Raw genomic sequence first — 23,891 nt, 5'->3', positions numbered from 1 at the left:
TGTCTCTAGAACATTAGTACTACAAAAAACTCCCCATAACAAGAGAAAAGTAAAAATTATCAAAGGTAAAAGCAAGAATATTCTCTTTTCTTTTACCCATTTATTCTTGATTTTTTAGAAATTAAGTAGTCAAGAGTCAGCTGTACACTTGCCATTCTGACTCCTAACTCCTGTAGAGACGCGATTAATCGCGTCTCTACTCCAAACTCCAAACTCCTTTCATTTTGCCCCTAAAATACTTGCAAGCAAAGCCTTTTGCGCGTGGAGGCGATTTTCTGCCTGTTCCCAAACTCGTGATTGGGAACCTTCAATAACTGCCTCGGTAATTTCCTCACCGCGATGGGCTGGTAAGCAGTGTAAAACAATTGCCTCTGGATCGGCAAGACTCAATAGCTGTTCCGAAATTTGGTAAGGCTGGAAAATTGGCATCCGGTTATCGGCTTCTGCCTCTTGTCCCATACTTGCCCAAACATCAGTGTAAAGTACAGCAGCTCCCTTAGCAGCTAATTCTGGCTCGTGAGTCAGGAGGACTTCAGTTTTATGATTAGCGATCGCTCTTGCTTGCTCTACAATCCTAGAATCTGGCTCATATCCACTAGGAGTAGCAATTCTAACATTCATCCCCACCAAAGCACAGCCTAACATCAGAGAATTAGCAACATTATTTCCATCACCCACGTAGGTTAAAGTTAACCCAGCAAGAGTGTTAAAGCTTTCTTGAATCGTCAATAAATCAGCTAATACCTGACAAGGATGTTCTGCATCGGTAAGCGCATTAATTACCGGAATCTTGGCATAGCGAGCAAAAGTTTCCAAATCCTGCTGGGCAAAAGTGCGAATTGCCAAAATATCCAGATATCGATCTAACACCCGCGCTGTATCCTGCAAAGGTTCCCCACGACTAACTTGAGTGACATTAGGGTTGAGATCAATTACCTGTCCACCCAGTTGGTACATCGCCACAGTAAAACTTACCCGTGTACGAGTTGAAGCTTTGGAGAACAATAACCCCAAAACTTTATTACACTGCAACTTCAACTGTTGTGATTTAAGTTGAGTTGCCAATTGCAGGAGTTCTTGAAGTTCCGTAGAACTAATGTCCGCTAGACTTAATAAGTCTCGTCCGAGCAATGCTGCCATGCTTGTAATCTGTAAAAAATAATTATATATTTCTGTTCCTTTATTCAGCCGTGCCAAGAAAATATAGTTTTAGAACTGATCGGCTATTTTTGGGTTCAGCCCAGTATTTGAGCTAGCTTTTGGTATGAATATTAATTTATCAACTTTCTCAGTGATTCTGAATCACTGATTTTTTCTGGTTAATCACAATAACAACGTCAGAAAAACTATCTAGGCGTATACAAGCAGCGATATTGCTCAAAGTTCTGGTCTTTTAGCCTAATTTCTGATGACGCAGATATTTTTTAGAATTTACAGCTAGACAAATAAATGGATTATGGTACAATGATAAATCGAATTGTGGTTGCTGATTAAGAGTAATCGTCAAGTTGCCAGCATAGCACAGTGGTAGTGCATCCGACTTGTAATCGGAAGGTCGCGAGTTCAAATCCCGCTGCTGGCTTTACATACATTCGCAAATTATATGTCGCAATTGGCAAATTAATTTTCTGGGGGCTGGTTTTTGGACTCAATTTAATTATGCTAACTTTTCGCAAATTAGTGTTGCCGAATTGTTTGGAATTTTAAAATAATATTATAGGACTAGATTTTGTTTTCTAATTTTTTAGACCCCCCTTAGCTTGCTTTTTAAAAGGACTAGGAAGGATCTAAAGGTTTGATGGCAAATTTAAAAATATACTCTAGATTTTCTACTGAAGTTGGGGCTGTGGGGTAGCACAAAGAGAGAAGGGAGAAAATTTCACCTTGTCCCCCTTGTCTCCCTTGTCCCCCTTGTCCCTTCTTCTTCTAGACTGTAGGGGTCAAAGATTGTACCCTTGGTTCCGATTGCCAGTCTAAGGGATTCCAAACTCGATCTTCCAGCGCCATCTGCTCAATTAAACTTGCGAGTCTCAGGGCTTTGAGAGCTTGTTCACCACCTACTGAGGGTTGATTGCCACCGTGTACACAGTTGACAAAATGTTCTAATTCTGCGCTCAGTGGTTGAATATTGCTGGTGTAAACTTTTTCAATTACACCATCTTGTCTATAAAGTACTTGTCGGTGGTCGGTGAGAGAATTGGCAGCCGTTTGTCGGTGAATCAAAATTTCATTCTTGAGAAAATCTGCCTCAGTAAATGAATTTTTGCAATGGGCGACAATCCGGCGAATTTTGCGGTGGGTGACTTTACTGGCAGTCAGAGTAGCAACAATACCATTGGCAAACCCCAAGGTGGCGGTTACGTAATCTAAATAACCAGAGTCTAGGGAGCGAGTACCGCTAGCAGTCAATTTCGTGACTGGGGAAGCAGCTAATTCCAGAAGTAGGTCGATGTCATGGATCATTAAATCCAGCACAACTGAAACATCGTTTGCCCGATCTGAGTAAGGACTCATTCTGTGGGCTTCTAGCGCCAGTAATTCCTCTGTTTTTAGAACTTGGCTCAGTTCTTTAAAAGCTGGGTTAAAACGCTCAATATGACCTACTTGCAGGATACACCCAGACTCAGCTGCGGCATTTACTAAAGACTCTGCCTCAGAAATACTGGCTGCGATCGGTTTTTCAATCAAAACATGAATTCCCGCCAAGAGACAGCTAATACCGACGGCATAATGCAGGCGGGTGGGAACAGCAATACAAACTGCTTCCACCAGGGGTAGCAAGTCACAGTAGTCTTCAAAAAAACGCACTTTGTACTTGCTGGCAGTTTCTAACCCTCGTTCGACGTTAATATCTGCTACACCTACTAGTTCAACATCTTTCATTGAACTCAAGACGCGAGCGTGGTGTTGTCCCATGTTACCCACTCCAATCACGCCTATGCGGATTGGTCGTGGCTGGTTGCGCTGTGTATATGGATTCGGTTCTGCCAGTGACATGCTATTTTGCACTATTATTCTCTCCTCAACCACCAAATTTAGAGACGCTACGGCCGTTGGCGTTTATACTCGAAAGCCGGTTACGATCCGTCTAAAACCATCCAGATGGTAACATAGAGCCTATGTTTATGAAGAATTTCAAAGTTTGTCATCGGTTCCCGTAATCCAAATATCTTTTGTATAGATATTTCGAGTTTGCTTTGGATTTTGCACTTTCTAGAAAAATATATGTATTTTTATTAACTTTAAAACTTTCAGTAAGACTTAAGTATAAATTCTCCTTGGCATTGCTTTCTGGCATCTTGTTAAGGTTTGATGCAGTGATTTGAAATCCAAAATTTGCAACCGAGATGAAAGCTGTAATTTTGTTATCTGGGGGATTGGACTCTTCCACAATTCTGTACAAAGCTCAAGCTGATGGCTGTGAATGTCATGCTATTTCCTTTGATTATCAGCAGCGACATCGACGAGAGTTACAGTCAGCGCTCAGTGTCGCTCAAAAAGCTGCGATCGCAAAACATCAGGTAGTTAACTTTGATTTACGACAATGGGGCGGTTCGGCGCTTACCGATAATGCCATTGATTTACCCCAGGAGCGATCGCTGGATGAAATGTCTGAAAATATTCCTGTAACATACGTTCCAGCTCGTAATACCATCTTTTTAAGCTTTGCTCTGAGTTATGCCGAAGCGATCGCCGCAGAGCGTGTCTATATCGGCGTTAATGCCTTAGATTACTCAGGATATCCTGATTGTCGCCCCGACTATATCCAAGCAATGCAAGAAGTTTTTCGCCTGGGAACCAAACAAGGGCGTGAGGGACGACCAATTAATATTGTTGCACCCCTAATCAACTTGAAAAAAACCGAAATCATCCAATTGGGGAACCAATTGGGAGTTCCTTGGGAACTAACTTGGTCTTGCTATACTGGTGGAGATGTTGCCTGCGGTGTGTGTGATTCTTGTCGCTTACGGCTAGCAGCTTTTGCCGAATTAGGACTTGTCGATCCACTGGTGTATGCTTCTTGAGTTAGGAGTGAGGAGTTAGGAGTGAGGAGTTAAAATTCATAACTCCTAACTCTTAACTCTCAACTCCTAACTCTCAACTCTTAACTCTCAACTCCTAACTCTTAACTCTCAACTCCTAACTCTTCTAACCGTCGCAGTTGAATTTGATGTAGGCGTGGGCCAACAATCGATACCACGGTGAATTCGAGATTTTGATAACAAAAGGTTTCGCCAATGGCCGGAATTTTCTGTAACTCATATAGCAAAAAGCCCCCTAGTGTTTGGTATTCTCTGGTCAGGGGCAAATTGAGATGCAAAACTTCGTTGAGGTCTTCAATGTTGATTTGTGCTTGCACCAAAAATTTTTGCTCATCTAACATCTGAATCAGTAAGTCTTCACTGGTTTCAGGTTCGCTGGGGTCGCCAATAATTTCGGCAATCACATCTTTGATTGTCACTAGTCCCACAGTAGAGCCAAATTCATTGACTACCATAACCATAGCGGGTTTCTCTTGCTGCATCATGGGCAAAAGTTCACTCAAGGGCGTGTGTTCTGGAACAAACCGGGCGGGACGCATCCAAGGTTGGATTTGTGTCTCTAAACTGAGCTTTCCTACAGCTAGAGGTTGTGCTAAATCTTTAAAATAAACAATACCGCGAACATCGTCCAAAGATTCACCAATCACAGGATAGCGAGAGTAACCAGTAGAAGCCATTTCCCTGAGTAATGTCTGGAAGGTAGCATCTTTTGGTAGTGTGATAATACTGGTGCGGGGGATCATCACATCTTGGGCCATGACATCCCCAAACTCAAAGACATTATTGAGCAGTTCTCGCTCCGCACGCTGTAAACCAGTAGATCCCCATTCTGTAGAGATAATCAGTTGCAATTCTTCGGGAGTTACAGGCGGTCGCCAGCCTTGACCTGTGTATTGGATACCAAAAATCCGCAAAAAGCAACGAGTTGATTGGTTAAGAATCCAGATGAAGGGGCCAAAAAAACGCACGATCGCTTTTACCGGAGGCCCCAAAAACCTCGCTAGCTGTTCTGAGTACAGCATGGCTAAGGATTTGGGACATAGTTCTCCGATCACAATTTGCAAATAGGCAATCAAGAAAAAGGCGATAGGAATTGATAGGGAATGGGCGAGGAAGCTAGTCATCCCACTGGGTAAAGGCCAGGATCTTAACCAGGCATGCACCAGCACGACAATCGTACTTTCGCCAATCCATCCCAGTGCCAAACTAGAGAGAGTAATGCCTAACTGGGTGGTAGATAGCAGTCGGTCAATACTGCGTTGTAACATTTCTACAGCGATCGCTGGAATATCCCCAGCTTTAACTAGCTGGTGAATACGCGATCGCCGCACGCTCACCATCGAAAACTCCGCCGTTACAAAAAAGGCATTTATGGCAATCAGTAGTAACACTGACAACAACCGCAGCGCCACTTCTATCAAACTTAAATTAGGAAAACCACTCACCGCCAAAGCTCGTGTAAAACTCACGTTCTCCATTTAGGGGGAATAGGGAATAGGGAATGGGGAGTGGGGAGTGCTGAGTGCTGAGTGCTGAGTGCTGAGTGCTGAGTGCTGAGTTGTGAATCTCACTTATTTACTTGGAACTCAGAACTCGGAACTCGGAACTGTTTCGCCCAATGCCCAATGCCCAATGCCCTTTCTACCTTTCTACAGGAATATTCGATGCCTCTAGCTTCAATTGTTGAGCGGGATAATCAGTAAGAGCAAGTGATATTTTCTTGACATCATCAAGTAAAGCAGTAGGAATGCTCACAGTACCTGAAAAAGCTGGCCCATTTACAGGCAATTCTGTTGGTAAACCCTCTGTACTTGCACTCAGGGTTCGTCCTTTGTCATCGGTAACATCTAAAAAACTATACAAGAAGCGCACAGAATCCTTACCTTTGTTCTGCATTTTCACTTTCAGTAGTAAATCACCGCCAGAGTAACGAGCAGATTGCACAGTCATTGTTACACCTTGACTTTGGGCAGTAACCGGAAAACCTGGTAGGGGCTTTTCTTCAACTACTTCTGGGGGTTTTTCCTCTGGCTTCTGCTTGCTGCTATTGGTTTCTTCATCATCTTCTTCTGGCTTTTCCGATTTAGCGGCTTTGGTCTTACCCTCAATTCGCGCCTTGACAATTTTTAGAATCTCTTCCTCTTTTAATAGTACCAGCCCTCCCTGTTGAGAGTTATTTGCCTTATTGCTAGCAAATTTGGTTGTGGGACGCCCATCTGGTGTAGTCACGCCTTTAAGTGCTGAACTCCCCAGTTCAAAGCCCAAAAAAGCGCTCACAGAACCTGCTCCCATCATCAGAATTAACAAAATCAAAGTAAGAAGTACAGTAGAATTTATTTTCATTGCTGACAAGCTATCACAATAGAATGCTGGTCTATTTAAGAATAGTGAAGCTTTTGACCTCAATCCTTAAAGGAACTCAATCAATATTAGTTTGCACTATATCTATAGATCAAATTATGTAGTATAAAAATCTAGTAAACTATTGTCCAGTATTCACACGTGGTAAATTTGTGCTATATTCATGGAATTGGCTAAACTCAGTGGGTGAGGTATTTTTCTCACTCTAAAATTAGCAAATGAGGTTGACTTAAGAGTTGAAGTAATTAACTTGTAGCAACCTACAAACTTACAAAACAAGCGCCTTTGGCCGATTGGGGAGGCAACGAACTCATAATTCGTCTTCAGGCTGGTTCGATTCCAGCAGGGCGCACTGAATCATCAAAAACTACTAATAGAAGGGCATTGGGATTAGGGGAGAGGTGACAGGTGATAGGGAATAATCTGTACCCTATTCCCTTATTGACTCCCCACTCCCCAATCTTACCGAGATGGTAAAGTTTCAAACCGGAATTCAGTTCCAACTTTAAGTTTGTTGCTATAGCGAGGAGACATCATTAGCGATGTGTCATAAGGATTTGGTAAATCAGGAGTACGAATATAAGGATCGTTGCCAACTTGCTGAGTCAGGACATCATGATATAAAGTATTAATCAAATTAGCATCGCGGGCAATTTCATTTTCTGGGAAGGAACCACCGAAACTAGAACCAGATCCGAGAAATGAGTCTAGTTGACGTTTGAGGCTGTTATTTTCGTAGAAATTGCGATCGTGACGAAAATAAGCTCGTTCAAATACATCATTCGTATTTTCAGAATTGGGTGTTGCTGTTTGGGCAGATGCAATAGAGGGAAAAGCAATACCAGCAGTAAGCAGTACCAATAAACCGCCAAAGGTTTTAAATTTTATATGCACGTTTCTAACTCCTCAACTTTTGCTTTAGGCGAATCTTAATTTATGCTGAAGTTCAGAACTCTGATGAGTTCAACCTTTGGTGTAGCACAACTTTTAATGTTTTGTAATGACGTATCCTACTGAAAATCTTACCCACTCAGATATTTGGGCAACCACCTCTGATTTGACCACTTTGCGCCACAAGCTACTAGATTTATTTTGCCAACTTGCTTATCAAGAGGGTGATTTTCTCCTCTCTTCTGGGCTGCGTAGTTCTTATTACGTCAATAAAACACAGGTAACACTTCATCCTCAAGGCGCTTTGGCAGTTGGACGGTTACTATTTCCTTTATTACCTGTAGATACACAGGCTGTAGGTGGTTTAACAATGGGGGCTGACCCAATTGTGACAGCAGTAAGTATAGTTTCAGTTTATGAAAACCGCCCAATACCAGCGCTGATTATTCGCAAGGAAGCCAAGGGTTATGGAACAAGAGCTTATATAGAAGGCCCCAGTTTACCAGAGGGCGCAAAAGTAGTAGTTTTGGAAGATGTAGTCACAACTGGGCAATCTGCTCTCAAAGCAGTTGAACGTATTAAAGATGCAGGTTATACCGTAAATCAAGTAATTTCACTGATAGACAGAGAGCAAGGGGGAGGTGAGTTGTACCAGTCAGCAGGGTTGAAGTTTGAAACTTTGTTTTCGATTCAGGAGGTTCAAGAACGCTACCGACAACTTGCAAATTCATGAACAAAAGGAGATAAACATGCAAGCAATAGTATCCACAGAACTAACACAAGAAAAAGTCGATAAAGCTGTGAACGCAATTCTTGAAGTACTAGGAAAGCCAGAAAATGATTTACACCACAAAGCGTTAACAGCTTTTCAGAGTGGCGATCATCAAACTGTAAAGAGACTGGCATCTACCAACCTGACTGATTATTATTGCAAAGCTTTGGGATACCTCGGAGGAGCGCTGAAGCTGACTCCAAACACCGATACTATTTTGGCGGAATCGGCTCGTAGTGCAGCTGAATTTGTGAAAGAAAAAGCATTGCAGCACCTTGGTATTAAGATCGCTGATGCTTTGAATTAACCAATACGATGAGCTTGTGCGATCGCTCTAGGGACTTCCAAATAAAAAAATATCCCATCGCTTTGAAGGCAGGGGAGCAGGGAGCTCTTAGCAGGGGGAGGTAAAGTCGTAGTGAAGTCCAGAAATTGGATAATTTATTTTTTGGAGTTCCCCTAAATAAATCAAATGCGATCGCATCTACCTGAAATTTCGACAATTTATTTTTGCCTAAGGCCTACAGGTAATACTGTAGGACTAGCCCTTTAAAAAAGCTAAAGCTCAATTTAGTAACAAGACTAGTCCAGCAATTTCAGGAATTGACTCAATGCTTGAATGGATAACTAATACTATCAACTATTTTGGCTATTGGGGAATCGCCCTACTAATGTTTTTAGAAAACCTTTTTCCCCCCATTCCTTCAGAATTGATTATGCCACTGGCTGGATTTACAGCAAGTCCATATCAACCAGGAGGGGCAAAGCTGAATATTATTGGTGTGTTTTTCGCAGGACTTTTGGGTTCTGTATTGGGCGCGCTTATTTGGTACTATCCGGGTAAGTTTTTGGGTGAAATCCGTTTGAAAGCTTGGGCTGACAAATATGGCAAATGGTTGGCTATATCCAGTAAAGACATCACCAAAGCCAAAGAGTGGTTTGACCGACAAGGTAGAACAGCAGTATTAATTGGTCGTCTTGTGCCCGGAATCCGTACCTTGATTTCTGTTCCTGCAGGTATTAGCAATATGCCTTTGCTACCATTTTTGTTTTATACAACCTTAGGTAGCGCTGCTTGGGTGGGTTTGTTAACATACTCAGGATACATATTGGGTAGTCAGTATGAACTTGTGGACAAGTACCTTGCTCCTGTATCCAAAATCGTACTTGGCGGTTTGGTTCTAGCATTTGTTTTCTGGATATTCAAGCGCCAGTTAAGACGCACTAGAAGATAAAACACGGACGCTTTTGGTTTGAAAGCAGTGAAAGCAGGGGTTACATCTGGCCAAAATTCGCCTACACTATGCCAAATAATACTAGATGTACGTTGGCAGAGCTTACCAGAGGTATCGTCGAAATTAATTTTTGGCGTATTTCTAGCTACACTTGACGCAACCTAGAATTTCTGGTTGCTCGCATTTTTGTAAGATGAGCATGACAACTTTTTACAGTTAAGTTTGAACTAGGAGCTTTCATGACAGACCAACCTTCCGCCGCTACCCCCATCAATGCCGCTGCTATACCCATGAATAGGCAGCCGTTAGCATCGACTCCCATAAATGCTGTTAATAATAATCCTCCTTCCGGTATCAAGACAGGCGGTGTTCCAGGGAAAACCATTCTCAGTGTTGATTTAGGCAGAACTTCCACAAAAACTTGTGTGAGTCGTGAACCAGGCAGTGTGGTGTTCGTACCTGCCAACGTCAAGCAGATGTCAATCGAACAAGTACGCGGTGGTGTTTTTGAAGCCAGAGCTACTGACCCCTTAATGGATTTGTGGCTGGAGTATCAAGGAAATGGATATGCTGTTGGTCAACTGGCAGCCGATTTTGGGGCGAATTTAGGAGTTGGACAATCTAAGGTAGAAGCTGCACTGGTAAAAGTATTAGCAAGTGCTGGCTACTTCAAACTCAGAGATGATATCTCAGTTGTACTGGGTCTGCCTTTTCTTTCCTTAGAGCAATTTGAAAAGGAAAAAGCACAGCTAATTAGCCAAGTCGGTGGCCCTCATGTGTTGAACTTCCGAGGCGAATCTGTATCGCTGAACGTCAGTAAGGTATGGGTGATGCCAGAAGGCTACGGCAGCTTGCTGTGGTCTGAAGCTCAACCCAAGAAAAACCCTGGCAGTCCCGATTTTACAAAAATATCAGTGGCGATCGTCGATATTGGACATCAAACTGTCGATCTTTTGATGGTAGATAACTTCCGTTTTGCCAGAGGTGCTTCTAAGAGTGAAGACTTCGGAATGAATAAGTTTTATGAATTGGTGTCTGCCGAAATCGAGGGAGCAGATAGTCAATCTCTCGCGCTGATTTCTGCTGTTAACAAACCCAGAGGTGAACGCTATTACCGTCCTAAAGGCGCTAGCAAGCCCACCAACCTAGACGATTTTCTTCCCAACCTCACAGAGATGTTTTCGCGCGAAATCTGTAGCCGTGTGCTAGCCTGGTTGCCAGAACGCGTCACCGATGTGATTCTGACTGGCGGCGGTGGTGAGTTCTTCTGGGATGACGTTCAACGTCTGCTCAAGGAAGCAAAGATTAATGCTCATTTAGCAGCACCTTCCCGACAGGCGAATGCTTTGGGGCAGTATATTTATGGAGAGGCACAATTATCCTCCAATCGCGCTGCTAGGGCATAAAGCTGATGTTCCAATGGTCAAAAAAGGTAGTTAAATCCGTCACGTTCAACCCAGAGCTTGCTGATGAAAGCTTGTTAGCGCAAGTAGAAAGTTATTTGGAAAAACAACCAGACAAGACTTTCAGCGACCTCTGTAAAGAAGCCTTGTGGCAATCTTTATGTGTACCGGAACCTGTACAACCTGCTCCACAAACAGCAGTAACAACACCGATTGATCAACAAATCGGTGAACTGCAACGTCAAGTGGCTGGACTTGAGGAACGTTTTTTTGCCAAGGGATCTAATCGTTTGGAGGCGATGGAACATCATCTACTGCAACTTTCTCAACAAGTTGCACAACTGGCACTCATAGTCAACGATCGATCGTTCATTCCGTCTCCAACTCAATTAGAAGTAGTAAATAATACTTCTTATACTGTTGCTACCCCTCCTCAAGAGGTTGACCCCGTAATCAGTCGCCTTAGTCAGTTTCTTGATGATTTTTAAGGAAAAATCACATTTGTGAGCATCTTTTGCTCCTCTTAACAATCCTTAATAGTTAATCCTATTAAGGATTATTAATGTTTATATATGTGATTATTGAGATTTGTGTAGATGGGGCGATCGCTGACAATGGCAAATTATTAGGACAATATTCCTTTCGTCGTGGGGGATTCGACCCGCCACTACGAAAGTTGACCACGCTTATCGAACGCGAGTGCGTCTCGTAGAGAAGATTTAGTGGAGGTGCAAAAACGCCGTTTATTCAGACGCGACGCTCGAATACTCGCTAACACTGCGCTATCCGCTCTTTCGTTCAGAATTCAATTTCTTTTTCTGGCGACTGACGCCTCTATTCTGTTTTGATAAGTCTTTAAAAAGAGTTAAACCGAATCATTTTAAGGAATGGTATTATTTACTTGAGTCTGCGCCAGTGCCACCACAGCTTGAACTAACTCTTCTGGATCGAGGGGCTTGGTAACGTGCCGTTCATAGCCACTGCTGATCGCTAGCTGGGAATCCTCAACTCTGGCATAAGCAGTCAAAGCGATTGCGGGAATCTTTCCCCCTTTTTCGGGGGTTAAAGCACGGATCTGTTTGATCAGAGAATAGCCATCGATTTCAGGCATCCCAATATCACTGACTAAGACATCGGGTTTAAAGGACTCCAAGTTTGCTAATACTTCCATCGCAGAGGCAACAGTCAGGACTTGCGCTTTGTATTCAGCAAGCAATACTGTTAATAGCTCACGAGCATCGGGATCGTCATCAACTATGAGAACTCGAATCCCCGTGAGTTCGAGTGCTTGTTGTGGCAACTCATCTGGCTGGTTGATTTCCGGTTCAACATTCAGTAGTGGCAACTGGACTGTAAAGGTGGCTCCCAAGCCTTCACCAGGACTATTAGCTGTGATGGTGCCGCCGTGCGCCTCAACTAACTGCCGGACGATCGCCAACCCCAATCCTAACCCGCCATACTTGCGAGTAATTGAGACATCTTCCTGACGGAATGACTCAAAAATATACGGGAGAAAGTCTGAGTTAATGCCTTTGCCAGTGTCACTAACGATAATCTGTGCCCGATCGTCAACTCGCTCTAGTCTGGTTTCTACTCGTCCTCCCTTGGGGGTAAACTTGATCGCGTTGGAAAGTAAATTCCAAACGATCTGTTGAAGGCGGTTAGAATCTCCAGAGACTTGCCCAATATTCGGCAGTACTGAATGCAACACAATTGATTTGGAAAGGGCTGCTGTATTTACTGTGTCGAGCGCAGATTCAATCACAAATGCCAAATTCACAGGAGCCGCATCTATGCTAAGTTTGCCGCGCAGAATCTTGGCGACATCGAGCAAGTCATCAATCAGTTGAGTTTGCACTTTAGCGTTGCGTTCGATGGTGGCTAAAGCTTCAGCTGTTTTGGTTTCACTAAATTTGCGGGTTTGCAGCAGTTTTGTCCAGCCGAGAATCGGGTTGAGAGGCGATCGCAATTCGTGAGAGAGAATCGCCAGAAACTCATCTTTGATCCGATTGGCGCGTTCGGCTTCGGCTCTTGCTGCTTGTTCTAGTTGCAATAGGCGATCGCGTTCGATTTCAGCTTGTTTGCGATCGGTGATATTCTGTACGTTACCTACCATCCGTACTGCATTGCCCGCAGCATCATAGAAAACCTGACCTCTAGCCGCTAACCAGCGAATGCCATCAGGATGTAGAATACGGTAATCATCTTCATAGTACTCTTGCTGTTGCTCAATGGTGTGACTCACTGTTTCATTGGCTGAGGTGCGATCGTCTGGGTGCAGGAGGCTTAACCACAGTTCATAGCTGATTTTCTCTGTGGTTGGATCGAGTCCAAACAGATTGACGTACTCTTCAGATACATGAGTGCTGTTGCGGGTAATATCCCAGTCCCATAGTCCCAATCCCGTAGCTTTGTACGCCAATTTCAACCGAGCTTCGCTCTCCTGCAAGAGGAGTTCTATCTTTTTGCGATCGGTGATGTCTCGCGAAATCAATAAGATTCGTTCCAACTTCCCGGAGGCATCCAGAATCGGGCTAACGACCACTTCCCACCATTTCGGAGTGCCTTTTGCAGTTGGGCAGTATCCGCGAAAAATGCTGACTTCGCCTGTTTTAGCGCTAGCGAGTGCCTGCTCTGCCTGTTGCCGAGAACTGCCTTCCCAGAAACAGAGCCATTCAGTATTGAGATAGGAATTTAAGTTATCAATTTCCATCAAACACAAGCCACCTGTATTCATGTACAGGAGCCGCCCGTCGAGGCTTAATACCTTGATGCAGTCAGAACTGCTATCTAAAATACGGTTTTTAAATTCTTCACTCTGGCGCAGGGCTTCGGCTGACCGTTTGCGTTCGGTGATATCTAAATCGATACCGGCCATCTGAATTGGTTGTCCGTGTTGGTCGTAAAATACCTTGCCCTGGCTCAGTGCCCACCGAATCTTACTGTTGGGATATACTACCCGAAATTCAATGTCATAGTCTTCTCCCTTGGCGACAGCACGCTCGACGGCAGCTAAAACGCGATCGCGATCATCAGGGTGCAACCGCGCGGCAAACATCTCGAATGAGCCGTCAAACTCTCCTGCTTCCAGTCCAAATAAGGCTTCCAGGTTATCTGACCAGGAAATTATTCCCGTCTGGATATTCCAGTTCCACGTTCCCATCCGAGAAGCTGATAGTGCCAATTGCAGCCGTTCGTCACTTTGCCGTAATTCTGCTTCTACCCGTCTGCGATCGGTCAGTTCATTGTTTGCCTGCTGATAGAGTTCCGCCTGTCGAATTGCAATCCCAACTTGAATCGCCAGTTCTTTAACCAAGTCAATCTCTAAGGGTTGCCATCTTTTTGCACTAGCACAGTTGTGAGCAATTAGCAATCCCCAAAAGTGGTCATCGTAAATAATCGGTACGATCAGATTAGCTTTTACTTGATACTGAGCCAACAATTCTAAGTGGCATGGGTCAATGCTGCTATCTTGAATATCAAATATTGCTGTTACGTAACCCTGACAATAGCGTTGGATATAATTTTCGACAAAGGCGGGATCGTTGCTGACAATTTCTGGTGGATTCGATGCAAGGTATTTCTTAGCGAGGCAGGGATCGTACATAGTGGAGTAAAGGAGCGATCGCCACTGTGTCCCAACCGATTCTGCTACTACTGTCCCATCTCCGTCAGGTTTTAACTGAAAAACCAAAACGCGATCGGTGTGCAGAAATTTTCGCACTTCGGTGACAGTTGTCTGAAGAATTTCATCCAGATTTAGCGACTGATGAATTTTTTGGGTAATATGTGAGACTACACGCTCTCGTTGAATACGCTGTTGTAGTTGGGTGTGTAGCCGCACTGTTTCAATCGCCCCATTGACTGCTATTTGCAGCTTTTCTGGGGTAATTTGCTCTTTGACAAGATAATCTTGTGCGCCCGCTTTGATCGCCTTAACTGCGATCGCCTCATTGCCCTGCCCGGTGACGACAATCACAGGTAGGCAAGGCTGTTGGGTCGAGAGTTGCAATTGTACCAGAAATTCCAGTCCGTCTAGGTCAGGTAGCCGATAATCAAGCAACACAGCATCGGGCTGATGTTGCTGCCAAAGTTCTAGCCCTTGTTGTCCCAGCGTTGCTTCTAGGATAGTGTAAGAATATTCGCGATCGCGCAGCAAATACCGCCGATAGAGTTCTCGATCTTCTGGCGAATCATCGACAATTAAGAGAGTGCGCTGTTGCTGAGACATCGTGAATTAATTAATCGAGTATGAGTTAACCCATATTCCGCAGGTTGGCATAGAAAAATTGGTATTTTTCAATCAATGCTAAAATCCTTATGATGCCAGGATTTTAACATACTTGATAGACTTTATTTGTTGCTCTTTACATCAGCTTTGCATTAACTCGTTTTAGCGTTTTGATGTATATTTTGCTTCTAACCTAATTAGAAGACTTATATCACTTTTCCCAGAGAACAATCTATAACTATTCATTTACTAATACAAATTTTTTATGAAGAGCATATAGCAATCATATCTGATTTGTGAAAATTTTCGGTGTGCAGATCCCCCACTTCGTAAAAGTTGTCGGGTATCTAACTTTTCACGAATGATTTAGAATTGCTATATCTGCTTTATTCGTTATTATAGACATTTTATGTAAACAACTTAAAACCCTTTTTATCTAAAAAGTAAAGGTTAAAAACCTTGTCCGCAAGTGGCGCGAAAAATTCCTTGTGTCTCAAGGTAGGTAAAAACCCCACTCATATTGTGTTGTGGGTGGCTTAGTTTAATTGCGAATGGGCAAAAAAGCGAATTGGTTTTATCTCTTTTTACATATCTGCGGAATATGATTTGAATCCTAATTGTCATGACTCAATTTTAGAGAGGTCTAAAATATTGTTAATCAATGTCATTAAGTGTTCCCCACACTGTTCGATGGTGTTTAAAAACTGGCTTTGTTTCGCGGTTAAGCTGCCAAACACTTCCTCTAAAATTGGTATGGGAATACTCCGGTTTACGCAGTAAATACCGCCGATAGAGTTCTCGATTTTCTGGTGAATCATCAACAATTAAGACAGTGCGCGATCTCTGACTCATGACTAATCCTTTGGATAATCAGGTAACGTCGTCACTTCAAACCAATATTCCACGAGCATCTGAATATCTCGTTTCAGTTGAGCAAAATTAATTGGCTTAACGATGTAGCTGTTGACACCATATTGATAACATACTTCAACGTCTTTAGGACTGTTAGAGGTAGTAAACACTACCACCGGAATCATCTTCAAGTTGTCATCCTGTTTAATCCGGCGTAACACTTCTCGTCCATCGGTTCCGGGCAGGTTTAAGTCAAGCACAATCAAGCCGGGTCGGGGCGCACTTTCGCGCTCTACATAACTGCCAGTCCGATAAAGAAACGCCAAGGCTTGTTCGCCATTCACACATCGCTGAATGGCGAACGCAATGGCAGAGCGTCTTAGAAATCGTTGCAGTGTCTCAAAGTCTTCGTTGCTGTCCTCCACAATTAAAAGTAGTGGCGTTTCCTGGATACGGAAGGCTGAAATTTGAGTCATGTATTTGCCTCCGCCGACAGGGTGAAGTAAAAGGTACTGCCAAGAGTTGGCGTAGATTCCACCCAAATTTTACCACCGTGACGTTCGACAATTTTGCGGGCAATGGTTAACCCGACCCCAGTCCCACCGCCAAAGTCATCCCGTCCATGTAAGCGGCGGAAGATTTGAAAGATTTTGTCAAGATACTCTTGGGCGATACCAATGCCGTTATCACGAACGTAGAAAGTCACAGAAGTAGAAGCAACTTTTCTTTCTCCATTTCCTTCGATAAAACCAATTTCGACCCACTTCTCAGGTTTATCGTTGTATTTAATGGCGTTGCTGATTAGGTTGGTGAAGAGTTCATTAATCTGAGTGCGATCGCATCGAATGCTCTGAAAAGGTTGAGGAATGCGAAACTCAACTTTACTCTGCGGTCGGGCAATAGTCAAGGTGGTGATTACCTGCGGTACTAACTCGTTTAGATTCACTGGTTGCCGGATCAGTTCGGCGCGTCCCAACCGCGAGAAATGCAGGAGTGAATTAATCAAGTCTTCCATTCGCTGCGTCAGCCGCACCAAGGTTTGGAGTTTGGCAATTCCATCGTTATCTAGTACATCTGCATAGTCTTCCATTAAGAAGTTAGCGTAGTTGTGAATGCCTCGCAGCGGTTCTTTTAGGTCATGGGACGCAACGTAGGCGAAAGAATCGAGTTCTTCGTTACTCCGTTGTAATTCAAAATTCATCGATGCCAGTTTGTCTGCCTGCCGCAACACCACGCCCACAACCAGGCTTCGCAGTTCAATAACCGCCTCAACTTCACAGGGTTTCCAGGGTAGGGCAGACCCTTGCACCGTTTCTTGCCATAATTCAAAGGATTTACGAGGAGACATTCTTAAACTGCCATCTGAGAAAACTTCCACAGGCTTGTTGGGATTGCCGCCCCAATTCACCGTTTGAATTACCTCTGGGCGAAACCAGAGAATGTAATTGTGATGAACTCTAGAAATTTCCAGGGCTAAAACGCCACTGGCTATCGCTTTATATGACTCGGCAGCAGGGTAATTTTTCGCGAGCGATCGCGTCTCAAACAAGTTATGATGGAGCTGAGGTTGAATCCAATCAAGTAAGGCGTGAACCTCTGACTCCAATGGGGTTTTACCCACACGAATATACTGGTTCCCACTGCATATCACTGCTCCCGTGGCACTGACCAGATTGAGTAATTGAGATTTTAGTTGCACCATGCCATCTAGGAAATACTCAGCCTGAGACAACTCTTCCACAAATTGAGTTTGTAATGACTTTAATTGATTTTTGTAATCGATATCTTCACTCGCTTCTTTATTTGCCAGTTCTACAGACATCACCTGTCCAATGAACTCGCAGATGGTGCGGATATTGTAAGAAACATATTTGGGCGATGAATGATGACAGGCAATTAATCCCCAAAGCTTTTGCTCGTGCATTAGGGAAATAGACATGGAGGCAGTCACACCCATATTTTTCAGATATTCTAGATGTAACGGAGAAACACTCCGTAACACCGATAAACTCAAATCGAGCGGTTGATTTGTGAAGGGATTGTTCGGTGGAATTAAGGCGACAGACTGATAGCTGGCATCTGGAATCAGCCGCAGCCAGTTGAGGGTGTATAGCTGTCGGGCTTGCTTGGGAATGTCAGAGGACGGATAGTGTAAATCTAAATAGAGTGTTTCGTGATTGGTGTCTTCAGCGATCACTCTGCCTGCCCCTTCTTGATCGAATCGATAGACCATGACGCGATCAAAGCCAGTGATTCGCCGAACTTCTGTCACCACAACCTGGCACATTTCTAGCAGCGTTGGTGCTTTCTGAATGCGAGTGATACTTCCTTTTGCCTGTTGATAGAAGTCAAAAAAGTTTGTTTTGCCCCTGGCTTTTTTCGGCTCTAATTCCAGAATAATTATATTATTAAAGGAATGAACAATGCCATCAAAATAAAGTGATTTATTCAAATACTTGATAGACAGATTGAGGGGATTAACGCTTTCAAAATCCTCGGACAGACATTGTTGAATCAGCTTTATTTGCTTGGCATCGAGTAAATCTGACAGCGACTTCCCCAGCAATTCATCAGGTTGACGGCCAATAATTTCCTGGGTGTTGCTGCTCACCTGAAGGATTTCCAAGGTAGAATCTTGCAAAACCAGTAAAACCCCGTGAGGCTGGATCAGATTGGGAATGTGGATTGGTTCGCGATCGCAGTTTGTCAAATCAATGATCTCATCAGTCATTCTCAGTTTCTTAAACTCCTCATTAGAACTCTGGCAGAAATCAGAAATGTTTAATATATAGTCAAATTATTTCTTTTTAGCTGTTTAAATTTTTAATTATATTTAACTGACTAGTAATACTCTCTATAGGACTACTATTTGATTTTTGAAAAAATACGTAGTGGCGTGGCAAGTCGTTAAATGTTGCGATAGATTTTAGCTTTGTTTAGCGCTAAAGCGCAACTACGAACATTTTCTATTGCACTATTTTAACCTTGACACGCCACTAAAAATACTTAATTTTGTTCAAAAATTAAACCGGATTCCTATATAAAATATACAGGTTTTAAATAGATACTTTAACTATAGCAATCCAGAATCAAACGCGCATAAACAAGTCCCTGACTTTTCCAAAAATTTGGGGATCTGCAGGTTGAGATTTGACTGTTTCAGCCTTAATGGCAGGCTCTAGCTTCTATTCTTGATTTAATGTTTCAATCAACAAATCTACCTGCTGTTGTCGCTGCTGCAAAAAACCTTCGCACTGACGCAAATACTCCACAGCAGTTGCAAATTGGTCAAACACAGCTTCTAATTCCAACTCACCCGCCTCAATGCGAGTAATAATTCCCTCTATCTCAGCAACCTTCGCTTCATAATTCCAACCTTCCTCAGAACTAGAAGCACCCTTACGTTTAACCATTCAACTCTCTGCGTCCTTGGCGTCTTGGCGGTTCGTTCACTTCCATAACCTTCACTTTAACCCCACCTTGCCCCAATTGAATCACTAACTCTTCCCCCACAGCCAACTCCGTTGCCGAACGAGCGATCGCTCCATCTTCCCGCCTCACCACCGCATAACCACGCTGTAACACCGCTTTCGGGTCAAGACTAGCCAACTTCTGCCGCAATAATTCTAAATGCTGCGTTGCTTGCTGCGATCGCCCCGTCGTCATTTGCACCAAATGCTGACGCTTCCAAGCTAGCTTTTCCACCTCCTGCTGCACTTGTCGATCTAACCGCAAACGTCGCAAACGGTTCCGTAATACTTGCAGTTTATTCTCAGCATTTTCTCTAAAGTCATGTACCGCTTCATGTAAAGCGACAACTCGCTGGCGATGCTCAGTATACAACTCTGAAAGTGCTGGCACAACCATTTCCGCTGCCGCAGTGGGTGTATGGACACAAGCATCTGCAACTAAATCTGCTAAAGATTCATCTCGTTGATGGCCGATACCAGTAATTACAGGAATAGAACAACTAGCAAGCGATCGCACCACTCGTTCATCATTAAAGCAAGCCAACTCTTCCACCGCGCCACCACCCCGCGATAAAATTAGCACTTCGGCGCGTCCATCTCTTTCCACTCGCTCAATTGCTTTGACGATAGATTCCGGCGCTTGCTCGCCTTGTACTGTCGCGGGAGAAAATAAAACGTGTAAACCTGGATACCTTTGCTTGAGAGTCTTTTGAATATCACCCCAAGCAGCAGCTGTTGGTGAAGTGACGACAGCGATCGTTTGGGGATGAGTGGGAAGCGATCGCTTTCTTTGCGCGTCGAACAACCCCTCAGCCAGCAAGCGATTTTTGAGTTGTTGATAGCGTAGCGCCTGTAAACCAACACCAGCAGGTAAAGTCTGCCAAACTGATAACTGATACTCTCCCCGTTGCGGATAGACGCGAATGCTGCCCAAAATGATTATCTGCTCACCAGGAACAGGTATCTGCGCAAGTTTTGGCAATTGGCTATTCCATATTACACACTTAATTCCGGCGGTGCGATCCGGATCTTGCAGCGTGAAAAATAAACCACTGCGATGGTGGTTAGCACTGGAAACTTCACCAGTTACCCAAACTTGCCGTAATTGTTCATCTTGCTCTAACAGCAAGCGGATATAGTCAGTTAATCCAGATACTGAAAGTGCAGTATCGAGAATCAGAGAGTCGGGAAGATCGAGAGTCATCAAAGATGCACGGGAGCAAAAACCTAGTCAAATTTTAGCAAATAACGTTAATTGATAGCTATTGTGTTGAATTATCAAATTGGAAATACTTTCAAATTCCATTAGACATAAATGAATTTAGTAAATTATCCAACGAATTGTTTTAATTTATATCTCATTATCAAAGGATTTAGATTATTCACTAAGACTAGATAACTGGCGTTTATAGTAACAAGGGTGATGGATGAAGTGCCATCAAGCTTCGCCATTAGCTAAATGCTCTAATGCAGATGTAAAACTCTTTATTGAATGTTAGATTTCTCAGTGGGGGTTAAAGCAATAACTGATTATACTATTTGGTTTAATCTTTTAGAGACTGGAGTAACTGGATAGGACGTGCCATTTTCACAGCAAGATAAAGATTCGGATAGCGAACAAATATATAGTGTTCATATTTGTACCAATGCATTTCACCCTTTTCTTTGTTGCAAACCTGGCAAATGACCCATAAATTCTTGAATTCCATTGATAACCAAGGATACTGCGATCGAGGTAGCTTGTGATCTATCGTCTTACCACCTTTGTCAGAGTAATGATACCCACAAATTGGACAGTACCAGTTAGAATTTTCTCTTACCCAATCTTTACTATTTTGAGTTGTACCACACTCATAATCACCATTAATATAGCGCCAAAAATCGAATTTCCTATAAGTTTCAAAATCTTGATGAGTTAGCTTGTGATATCGTTTGTTACCAATTGTGTCCGCAAGCTCAAATAATTCTTTAAGTTCTTTATATTCAATATTCACCATATTTACAGCTAAATCTTCACTGTTCTATATGTCTTTTGATTCTGCTTCTTTTTATATTTAATATTAGTATTTTGACTAAAATCGATAAATTCCATTTCTGTCTCAGGAAACTGCTTATCTATTTCTTCTGCTACCTCGTTAACTTCTTTAGATAAGCTCTGGTTATAGTCTTGTATTTCTTGATTAGTGAGATATCTATTCCCAATACGATCAGCCTCGATAAATAATTCTTCAAGTGTCAATGCTTCCAACTGATAATTATTTATAAATTCCTCTATTTTTTGATAAAGATTAACAACATTATCCCAGCCAATATTCTTATAAAAGTTTTCTTTTAGCCAAATTTGATCTTTTTCATGAAGCTTACTCCGATTCTTGGAGTTAGCGAGTTGAACAACCCGATAACTCATTCCTCTAAAATTCCTTTTTTTACCTTTTTGATCAGTCATATATTCAGTGCTTTATCCTAAAGTCCATTTGAAAAAAGTAATTACTGCTTTCCGAATTTCACTATCTTCATATTTGAGAATTTCTTTAGTATTAATAGCTAACTTAAGTTTAATTTGATCGACTAAATTTTTTAGAGACTTATTGTCTTTTTTGAGTTGTTCATTAACTTCTATTAAGTTTTTATTTTGAGAATATATTGTCTTGATCTCAACTTCTAAAATATTATTTTTTTGAGACAAGCTTTTAATTTCAGCTTCGTATTTTTCTCTTTCCTGTTTTGGATACTTTTTAACTTGGTCAATTTTGGCAGCATACTCCTTTTCCTTTAACTCAATCTCTCTAGTTTTTTTCGTTACCAGACCTTTCTGGACCGCTTGAAGACGCTGACGCTTAATTAATTCAGAACCAGCAAAAGACGAAATAGCTCTGCGAATGGTAATCTCATCAGGATTGGTACTAAAGTCAATTACTTCCAAAGCACGCATAGCATCTGCTTTTGTCCATGCCTCACTTTCAAGTAGCTTAATAGCCTGTGACTTATTCACGTTTGCTTAGAATAGTTAATGTGATTTATATTACTATCTTACCAGTATATAATTTCCATGCCAACAGGCCAGATTCAACAAAGACGCTAACTTTACTAAACTTATCGATGCTGGAGACTACGGTTTATGTTGTTAATGAGCAAAATTCAACGGTTGAATGATTGATCGTGCCGCATTGTATTAAGCTTTTATCTCTCTAAAATCAAGCAGTCTAACTATGTACACTGCGTAAGGTCAGTTGTTTAGGTAATTTTTTCTTTAAAATCCCTTGCTTACTCAGCCAAAAAAAAGCTATCTCTGAATGCAAGTTGGTATCATTGTGCAGAGCTACCCTAATTTGGTAGCGATCGAGTTACGATCTTGTCACACCCCTTTTTTGATTTGAGAAGTCCTATTCCAGAATTTTCTGGTTAAAATAGTATATCTGTTCTACTCAAACTCCCAGAGCAACACTCCTTAAAACCATATATTTTAGAGGCATTAGAGGCAGGAATGGCTATCAACACAGATACTTCAGGCAAGCAAAAAGCGCTGACTATGGTGCTCAACCAGATTGAGCGCAGCTTTGGTAAAGGAGCAATCATGCGCTTGGGCGATGCTACCCGAATGCGGGTGGAAACGATTTCCAGTGGGGCGCTTACCCTAGATTTAGCATTGGGTGGTGGTTTACCCAAGGGTCGGGTAATTGAAATTTATGGCCCGGAAAGTTCCGGTAAAACTACAGTAGCGCTACACGCCCTCGCCGAAGTGCAAAGAAATGGCGGTATTGCTGCCTTTGTTGATGCTGAACACGCCCTAGACCCTACTTATGCTGCTGCATTGGGTGTAGATATTGACAATTTGCTGATTTCCCAACCTGATACAGGCGAATCAGCTTTGGAAATTGTCGATCAGCTCGTTCGTTCTGCTGCGGTTGATATTGTAGTTATAGACTCAGTAGCAGCGCTGGTTCCCCGTGCTGAAATTGAAGGCGATATGGGTGATGCTCACGTTGGTCTGCAAGCGCGGTTAATGAGCCAAGCACTACGTAAAATTACTGGCAATATTGGTAAATCCGGTTGTACAGTAATTTTTATCAACCAGTTGCGGCAAAAAATCGGTGTTACTTACGGTAGCCCAGAAACCACAACTGGTGGTAATGCATTGAAGTTTTACGCTTCGGTGCGCTTGGATATTCGCCGAATTCAAACCTTGAAAAAAGGTACTGATGAATTTGGTAATCGCGTTAAAGTCAAAGTCGCCAAAAATAAAGTAGCACCGCCTTTTAGAATAGCGGAGTTTGACATTATTTTTGGTAAAGGTATTTCTACCTTGGGTTGTCTTGTTGACTTAGCAGAAGAAACTGGCATTATTGTCCGCAAAGGAGCTTGGTACAGTTACAACGGCGATAATATCTCCCAAGGACGAGACAACGCCATTAAGTATCTAGAAGAAAAACCTGAATTTGCTGAGGAAATGAAGAAACTAGTGCGTGAAAAGTTAGATAAAGGCGCTGTTGTTTCTGCTAACTCCGTAGCTAAAGCCAGTGAAGACGATGAAGAGGAAGAAGCCGATTTAGAGCCAGAAGAATAAGGAATTTGGATTTCTTAATCTGCAATTGCGAGTAGATGGTGCGTTACAAAGACAGCTAACGCACCTTAT

The 23,891-nt window shown here is 42.7% G+C and carries 22 protein-coding genes and 2 tRNA genes; 10 read left to right on the top strand and 14 right to left on the bottom strand.

Annotation, left to right across the window (positions count from 1 at the left end):
- Positions 1-219: 219 nt before the first annotated feature.
- The gene (argF, locus tag RMY63_RS12180; RefSeq protein ID WP_322728946.1) at positions 220-1,140 is read right to left on the bottom strand and encodes an ornithine carbamoyltransferase; all 921 of its coding nucleotides are present in this window, start codon (positions 1,138-1,140) and stop codon (positions 220-222) included.
- 370 nt (positions 1,141-1,510) lie between these two features.
- On the opposite strand from argF, the gene RMY63_RS12175 reads away from it, so the two are divergent.
- Positions 1,511-1,582: transfer RNA gene (locus tag RMY63_RS12175), tRNA-Thr, on the top strand.
- Between the two features lie 344 nt (positions 1,583-1,926).
- On the opposite strand, the gene RMY63_RS12170 is transcribed toward RMY63_RS12175, so the two are convergent.
- Complete coding sequence (locus RMY63_RS12170) at positions 1,927-3,009, bottom strand: Gfo/Idh/MocA family oxidoreductase (RefSeq protein ID WP_322728945.1); 1,083 nt, start codon at positions 3,007-3,009, stop codon at positions 1,927-1,929.
- Between the two features lie 338 nt (positions 3,010-3,347).
- Between RMY63_RS12170 and queC the strand changes: the two genes are divergently transcribed.
- Positions 3,348-4,025 carry a 7-cyano-7-deazaguanine synthase QueC gene (gene queC / locus RMY63_RS12165; protein WP_322728944.1) on the top strand — a complete coding sequence of 226 codons (678 nt, stop codon included), beginning with the start codon at positions 3,348-3,350 and terminating at the stop codon, positions 4,023-4,025.
- A 101-nt stretch (positions 4,026-4,126) separates the two neighbouring features.
- Here the strand turns inward: queC and RMY63_RS12160 are convergent, their stop codons facing one another.
- Together RMY63_RS12160 and RMY63_RS12155 are read right to left on the bottom strand one after the other, a co-directional pair.
- Entirely contained in the window at positions 4,127-5,521 is a 1,395-nt protein-coding gene (locus tag RMY63_RS12160) for a hemolysin family protein (RefSeq protein WP_322728943.1), read from the bottom strand.
- 163 nt (positions 5,522-5,684) lie between these two features.
- Positions 5,685-6,386 carry a hypothetical protein gene (locus tag RMY63_RS12155; RefSeq protein WP_099102321.1) on the bottom strand — a complete coding sequence of 234 codons (702 nt, stop codon included), beginning with the start codon at positions 6,384-6,386 and terminating at the stop codon, positions 5,685-5,687.
- A gap of 297 nt (positions 6,387-6,683) precedes the next feature.
- On the opposite strand from RMY63_RS12155, the gene RMY63_RS12150 reads away from it, so the two are divergent.
- Positions 6,684-6,756 (top strand) — tRNA-Ile (locus RMY63_RS12150).
- A 110-nt stretch (positions 6,757-6,866) separates the two neighbouring features.
- Here the strand turns inward: RMY63_RS12150 and RMY63_RS12145 are convergent.
- Positions 6,867-7,298, bottom strand: a complete 432-nt coding sequence (locus RMY63_RS12145; RefSeq protein WP_322728942.1) for a hypothetical protein — start codon at positions 7,296-7,298, stop codon at positions 6,867-6,869.
- Between the two features lie 106 nt (positions 7,299-7,404).
- Between RMY63_RS12145 and pyrE the strand changes: the two genes are divergently transcribed.
- From pyrE to RMY63_RS12115, 6 genes are all read left to right on the top strand, one after another.
- Entirely contained in the window at positions 7,405-8,028 is a 624-nt protein-coding gene (gene pyrE / locus RMY63_RS12140) for an orotate phosphoribosyltransferase (protein ID WP_322728941.1), read from the top strand.
- 16 nt (positions 8,029-8,044) lie between these two features.
- Positions 8,045-8,374 carry a hypothetical protein gene (locus RMY63_RS12135; protein WP_322728940.1) on the top strand — a complete coding sequence of 110 codons (330 nt, stop codon included), beginning with the start codon at positions 8,045-8,047 and terminating at the stop codon, positions 8,372-8,374.
- A 304-nt stretch (positions 8,375-8,678) separates the two neighbouring features.
- Positions 8,679-9,302, top strand: coding sequence for a DedA family protein (locus tag RMY63_RS12130; protein WP_104906145.1), 624 nt, complete (start codon positions 8,679-8,681; stop codon positions 9,300-9,302).
- A 239-nt stretch (positions 9,303-9,541) separates the two neighbouring features.
- On the top strand, positions 9,542-10,708 hold the full coding sequence (locus RMY63_RS12125) for a ParM/StbA family protein (RefSeq protein WP_322728939.1): 1,167 nt from the start codon (positions 9,542-9,544) through the stop codon (positions 10,706-10,708).
- A 5-nt stretch (positions 10,709-10,713) separates the two neighbouring features.
- Entirely contained in the window at positions 10,714-11,193 is a 480-nt protein-coding gene (locus RMY63_RS12120; protein ID WP_094347280.1) for a plasmid segregation centromere-binding protein ParR, read from the top strand.
- A 74-nt stretch (positions 11,194-11,267) separates the two neighbouring features.
- Positions 11,268-11,417 carry a hypothetical protein gene (locus RMY63_RS12115; RefSeq protein ID WP_322728938.1) on the top strand — a complete coding sequence of 50 codons (150 nt, stop codon included), beginning with the start codon at positions 11,268-11,270 and terminating at the stop codon, positions 11,415-11,417.
- A 168-nt stretch (positions 11,418-11,585) separates the two neighbouring features.
- On the opposite strand, the gene RMY63_RS12110 is transcribed toward RMY63_RS12115, so the two are convergent.
- From RMY63_RS12110 to RMY63_RS12070, 9 genes are all read right to left on the bottom strand, one after another.
- The gene (locus RMY63_RS12110) at positions 11,586-14,936 is read right to left on the bottom strand and encodes a response regulator (protein WP_322728937.1); all 3,351 of its coding nucleotides are present in this window, start codon (positions 14,934-14,936) and stop codon (positions 11,586-11,588) included.
- 620 nt (positions 14,937-15,556) lie between these two features.
- Complete coding sequence (locus RMY63_RS12105) at positions 15,557-15,754, bottom strand: histidine kinase dimerization/phospho-acceptor domain-containing protein (protein ID WP_416212511.1); 198 nt, start codon at positions 15,752-15,754, stop codon at positions 15,557-15,559.
- A gap of 36 nt (positions 15,755-15,790) precedes the next feature.
- Positions 15,791-16,264, bottom strand: coding sequence for a response regulator (locus RMY63_RS12100; RefSeq protein ID WP_322728935.1), 474 nt, complete (start codon positions 16,262-16,264; stop codon positions 15,791-15,793).
- Positions 16,261-18,519, bottom strand: coding sequence for an ATP-binding protein (locus RMY63_RS12095; protein ID WP_322728934.1), 2,259 nt, complete (start codon positions 18,517-18,519; stop codon positions 16,261-16,263). Before RMY63_RS12095 ends, RMY63_RS12100 begins: the two co-directional genes overlap by 4 nt.
- A gap of 454 nt (positions 18,520-18,973) precedes the next feature.
- Positions 18,974-19,201 (bottom strand): exodeoxyribonuclease VII small subunit, encoded by a 228-nt coding sequence (gene xseB / locus RMY63_RS12090; RefSeq protein WP_322728933.1) that lies wholly within the window; start codon positions 19,199-19,201, stop codon positions 18,974-18,976.
- Positions 19,194-20,462 (bottom strand): exodeoxyribonuclease VII large subunit, encoded by a 1,269-nt coding sequence (xseA, locus tag RMY63_RS12085; RefSeq protein WP_322728932.1) that lies wholly within the window; start codon positions 20,460-20,462, stop codon positions 19,194-19,196. The genes xseB and xseA overlap by 8 nt, the downstream gene beginning before the upstream one ends.
- Positions 20,463-20,802: 340 nt before the next feature.
- Positions 20,803-21,255, bottom strand: a complete 453-nt coding sequence (locus RMY63_RS12080; RefSeq protein ID WP_322728931.1) for an HNH endonuclease signature motif containing protein — start codon at positions 21,253-21,255, stop codon at positions 20,803-20,805.
- Between the two features lie 8 nt (positions 21,256-21,263).
- Positions 21,264-21,704, bottom strand: a complete 441-nt coding sequence (locus RMY63_RS12075) for a hypothetical protein (RefSeq protein ID WP_322728930.1) — start codon at positions 21,702-21,704, stop codon at positions 21,264-21,266.
- 12 nt (positions 21,705-21,716) lie between these two features.
- The gene (locus tag RMY63_RS12070) at positions 21,717-22,250 is read right to left on the bottom strand and encodes a hypothetical protein (protein WP_322728929.1); all 534 of its coding nucleotides are present in this window, start codon (positions 22,248-22,250) and stop codon (positions 21,717-21,719) included.
- 492 nt (positions 22,251-22,742) lie between these two features.
- Here RMY63_RS12070 and recA point away from each other — a divergent pair, with 492 nt between their 5' ends.
- The gene (gene recA, locus RMY63_RS12065; RefSeq protein ID WP_322728928.1) at positions 22,743-23,822 is read left to right on the top strand and encodes a recombinase RecA; all 1,080 of its coding nucleotides are present in this window, start codon (positions 22,743-22,745) and stop codon (positions 23,820-23,822) included.
- The last annotated feature ends 69 nt before the right edge of the window (positions 23,823-23,891 follow it).

It is taken from the genome of Nostoc sp. ChiQUE01b (assembly GCF_034531255.1).
In the GTDB taxonomy this organism is placed as follows: Bacteria; Cyanobacteriota; Cyanobacteriia; order Cyanobacteriales; family Nostocaceae; genus Nostoc.
This window is presented reverse-complemented; position numbering and strand designations above follow the sequence as displayed.

Bases quoted from the DNA above. Each gene is read 5' to 3' on its own strand.
- argF (WP_322728946.1), bottom strand. From the start codon at position 1,140: ATGGCAGCATTGCTCGGACGAGACTTATTAAGTCTAGCGGACATTAGT.
- RMY63_RS12095 (WP_322728934.1), bottom strand. From the start codon at position 18,519: ATGACTGATGAGATCATTGATTTGACAAACTGCGATCGCGAACCAATC.
- xseB (WP_322728933.1), bottom strand. From the start codon at position 19,201: ATGGTTAAACGTAAGGGTGCTTCTAGTTCTGAGGAAGGTTGGAATTAT.
- RMY63_RS12120 (WP_094347280.1), top strand. From the start codon at position 10,714: ATGTTCCAATGGTCAAAAAAGGTAGTTAAATCCGTCACGTTCAACCCA.
- RMY63_RS12125 (WP_322728939.1), top strand. From the start codon at position 9,542: ATGACAGACCAACCTTCCGCCGCTACCCCCATCAATGCCGCTGCTATA.
- xseA (WP_322728932.1), bottom strand. From the start codon at position 20,462: ATGACTCTCGATCTTCCCGACTCTCTGATTCTCGATACTGCACTTTCA.
- RMY63_RS12110 (WP_322728937.1), bottom strand. From the start codon at position 14,936: ATGTCTCAGCAACAGCGCACTCTCTTAATTGTCGATGATTCGCCAGAA.
- RMY63_RS12105 (WP_416212511.1), bottom strand. From the start codon at position 15,754: ATGATTCACCAGAAAATCGAGAACTCTATCGGCGGTATTTACTGCGTA.
- recA (WP_322728928.1), top strand. From the start codon at position 22,743: ATGGCTATCAACACAGATACTTCAGGCAAGCAAAAAGCGCTGACTATG.
- pyrE (WP_322728941.1), top strand. From the start codon at position 7,405: ATGACGTATCCTACTGAAAATCTTACCCACTCAGATATTTGGGCAACC.
- RMY63_RS12115 (WP_322728938.1), top strand. From the start codon at position 11,268: ATGTTTATATATGTGATTATTGAGATTTGTGTAGATGGGGCGATCGCT.
- queC (WP_322728944.1), top strand. From the start codon at position 3,348: ATGAAAGCTGTAATTTTGTTATCTGGGGGATTGGACTCTTCCACAATT.
- RMY63_RS12160 (WP_322728943.1), bottom strand. From the start codon at position 5,521: ATGGAGAACGTGAGTTTTACACGAGCTTTGGCGGTGAGTGGTTTTCCT.
- RMY63_RS12075 (WP_322728930.1), bottom strand. From the start codon at position 21,704: ATGACTGATCAAAAAGGTAAAAAAAGGAATTTTAGAGGAATGAGTTAT.
- RMY63_RS12135 (WP_322728940.1), top strand. From the start codon at position 8,045: ATGCAAGCAATAGTATCCACAGAACTAACACAAGAAAAAGTCGATAAA.
- RMY63_RS12155 (WP_099102321.1), bottom strand. From the start codon at position 6,386: ATGAAAATAAATTCTACTGTACTTCTTACTTTGATTTTGTTAATTCTG.
- RMY63_RS12100 (WP_322728935.1), bottom strand. From the start codon at position 16,264: ATGACTCAAATTTCAGCCTTCCGTATCCAGGAAACGCCACTACTTTTA.
- RMY63_RS12130 (WP_104906145.1), top strand. From the start codon at position 8,679: ATGCTTGAATGGATAACTAATACTATCAACTATTTTGGCTATTGGGGA.
- RMY63_RS12080 (WP_322728931.1), bottom strand. From the start codon at position 21,255: ATGGTGAATATTGAATATAAAGAACTTAAAGAATTATTTGAGCTTGCG.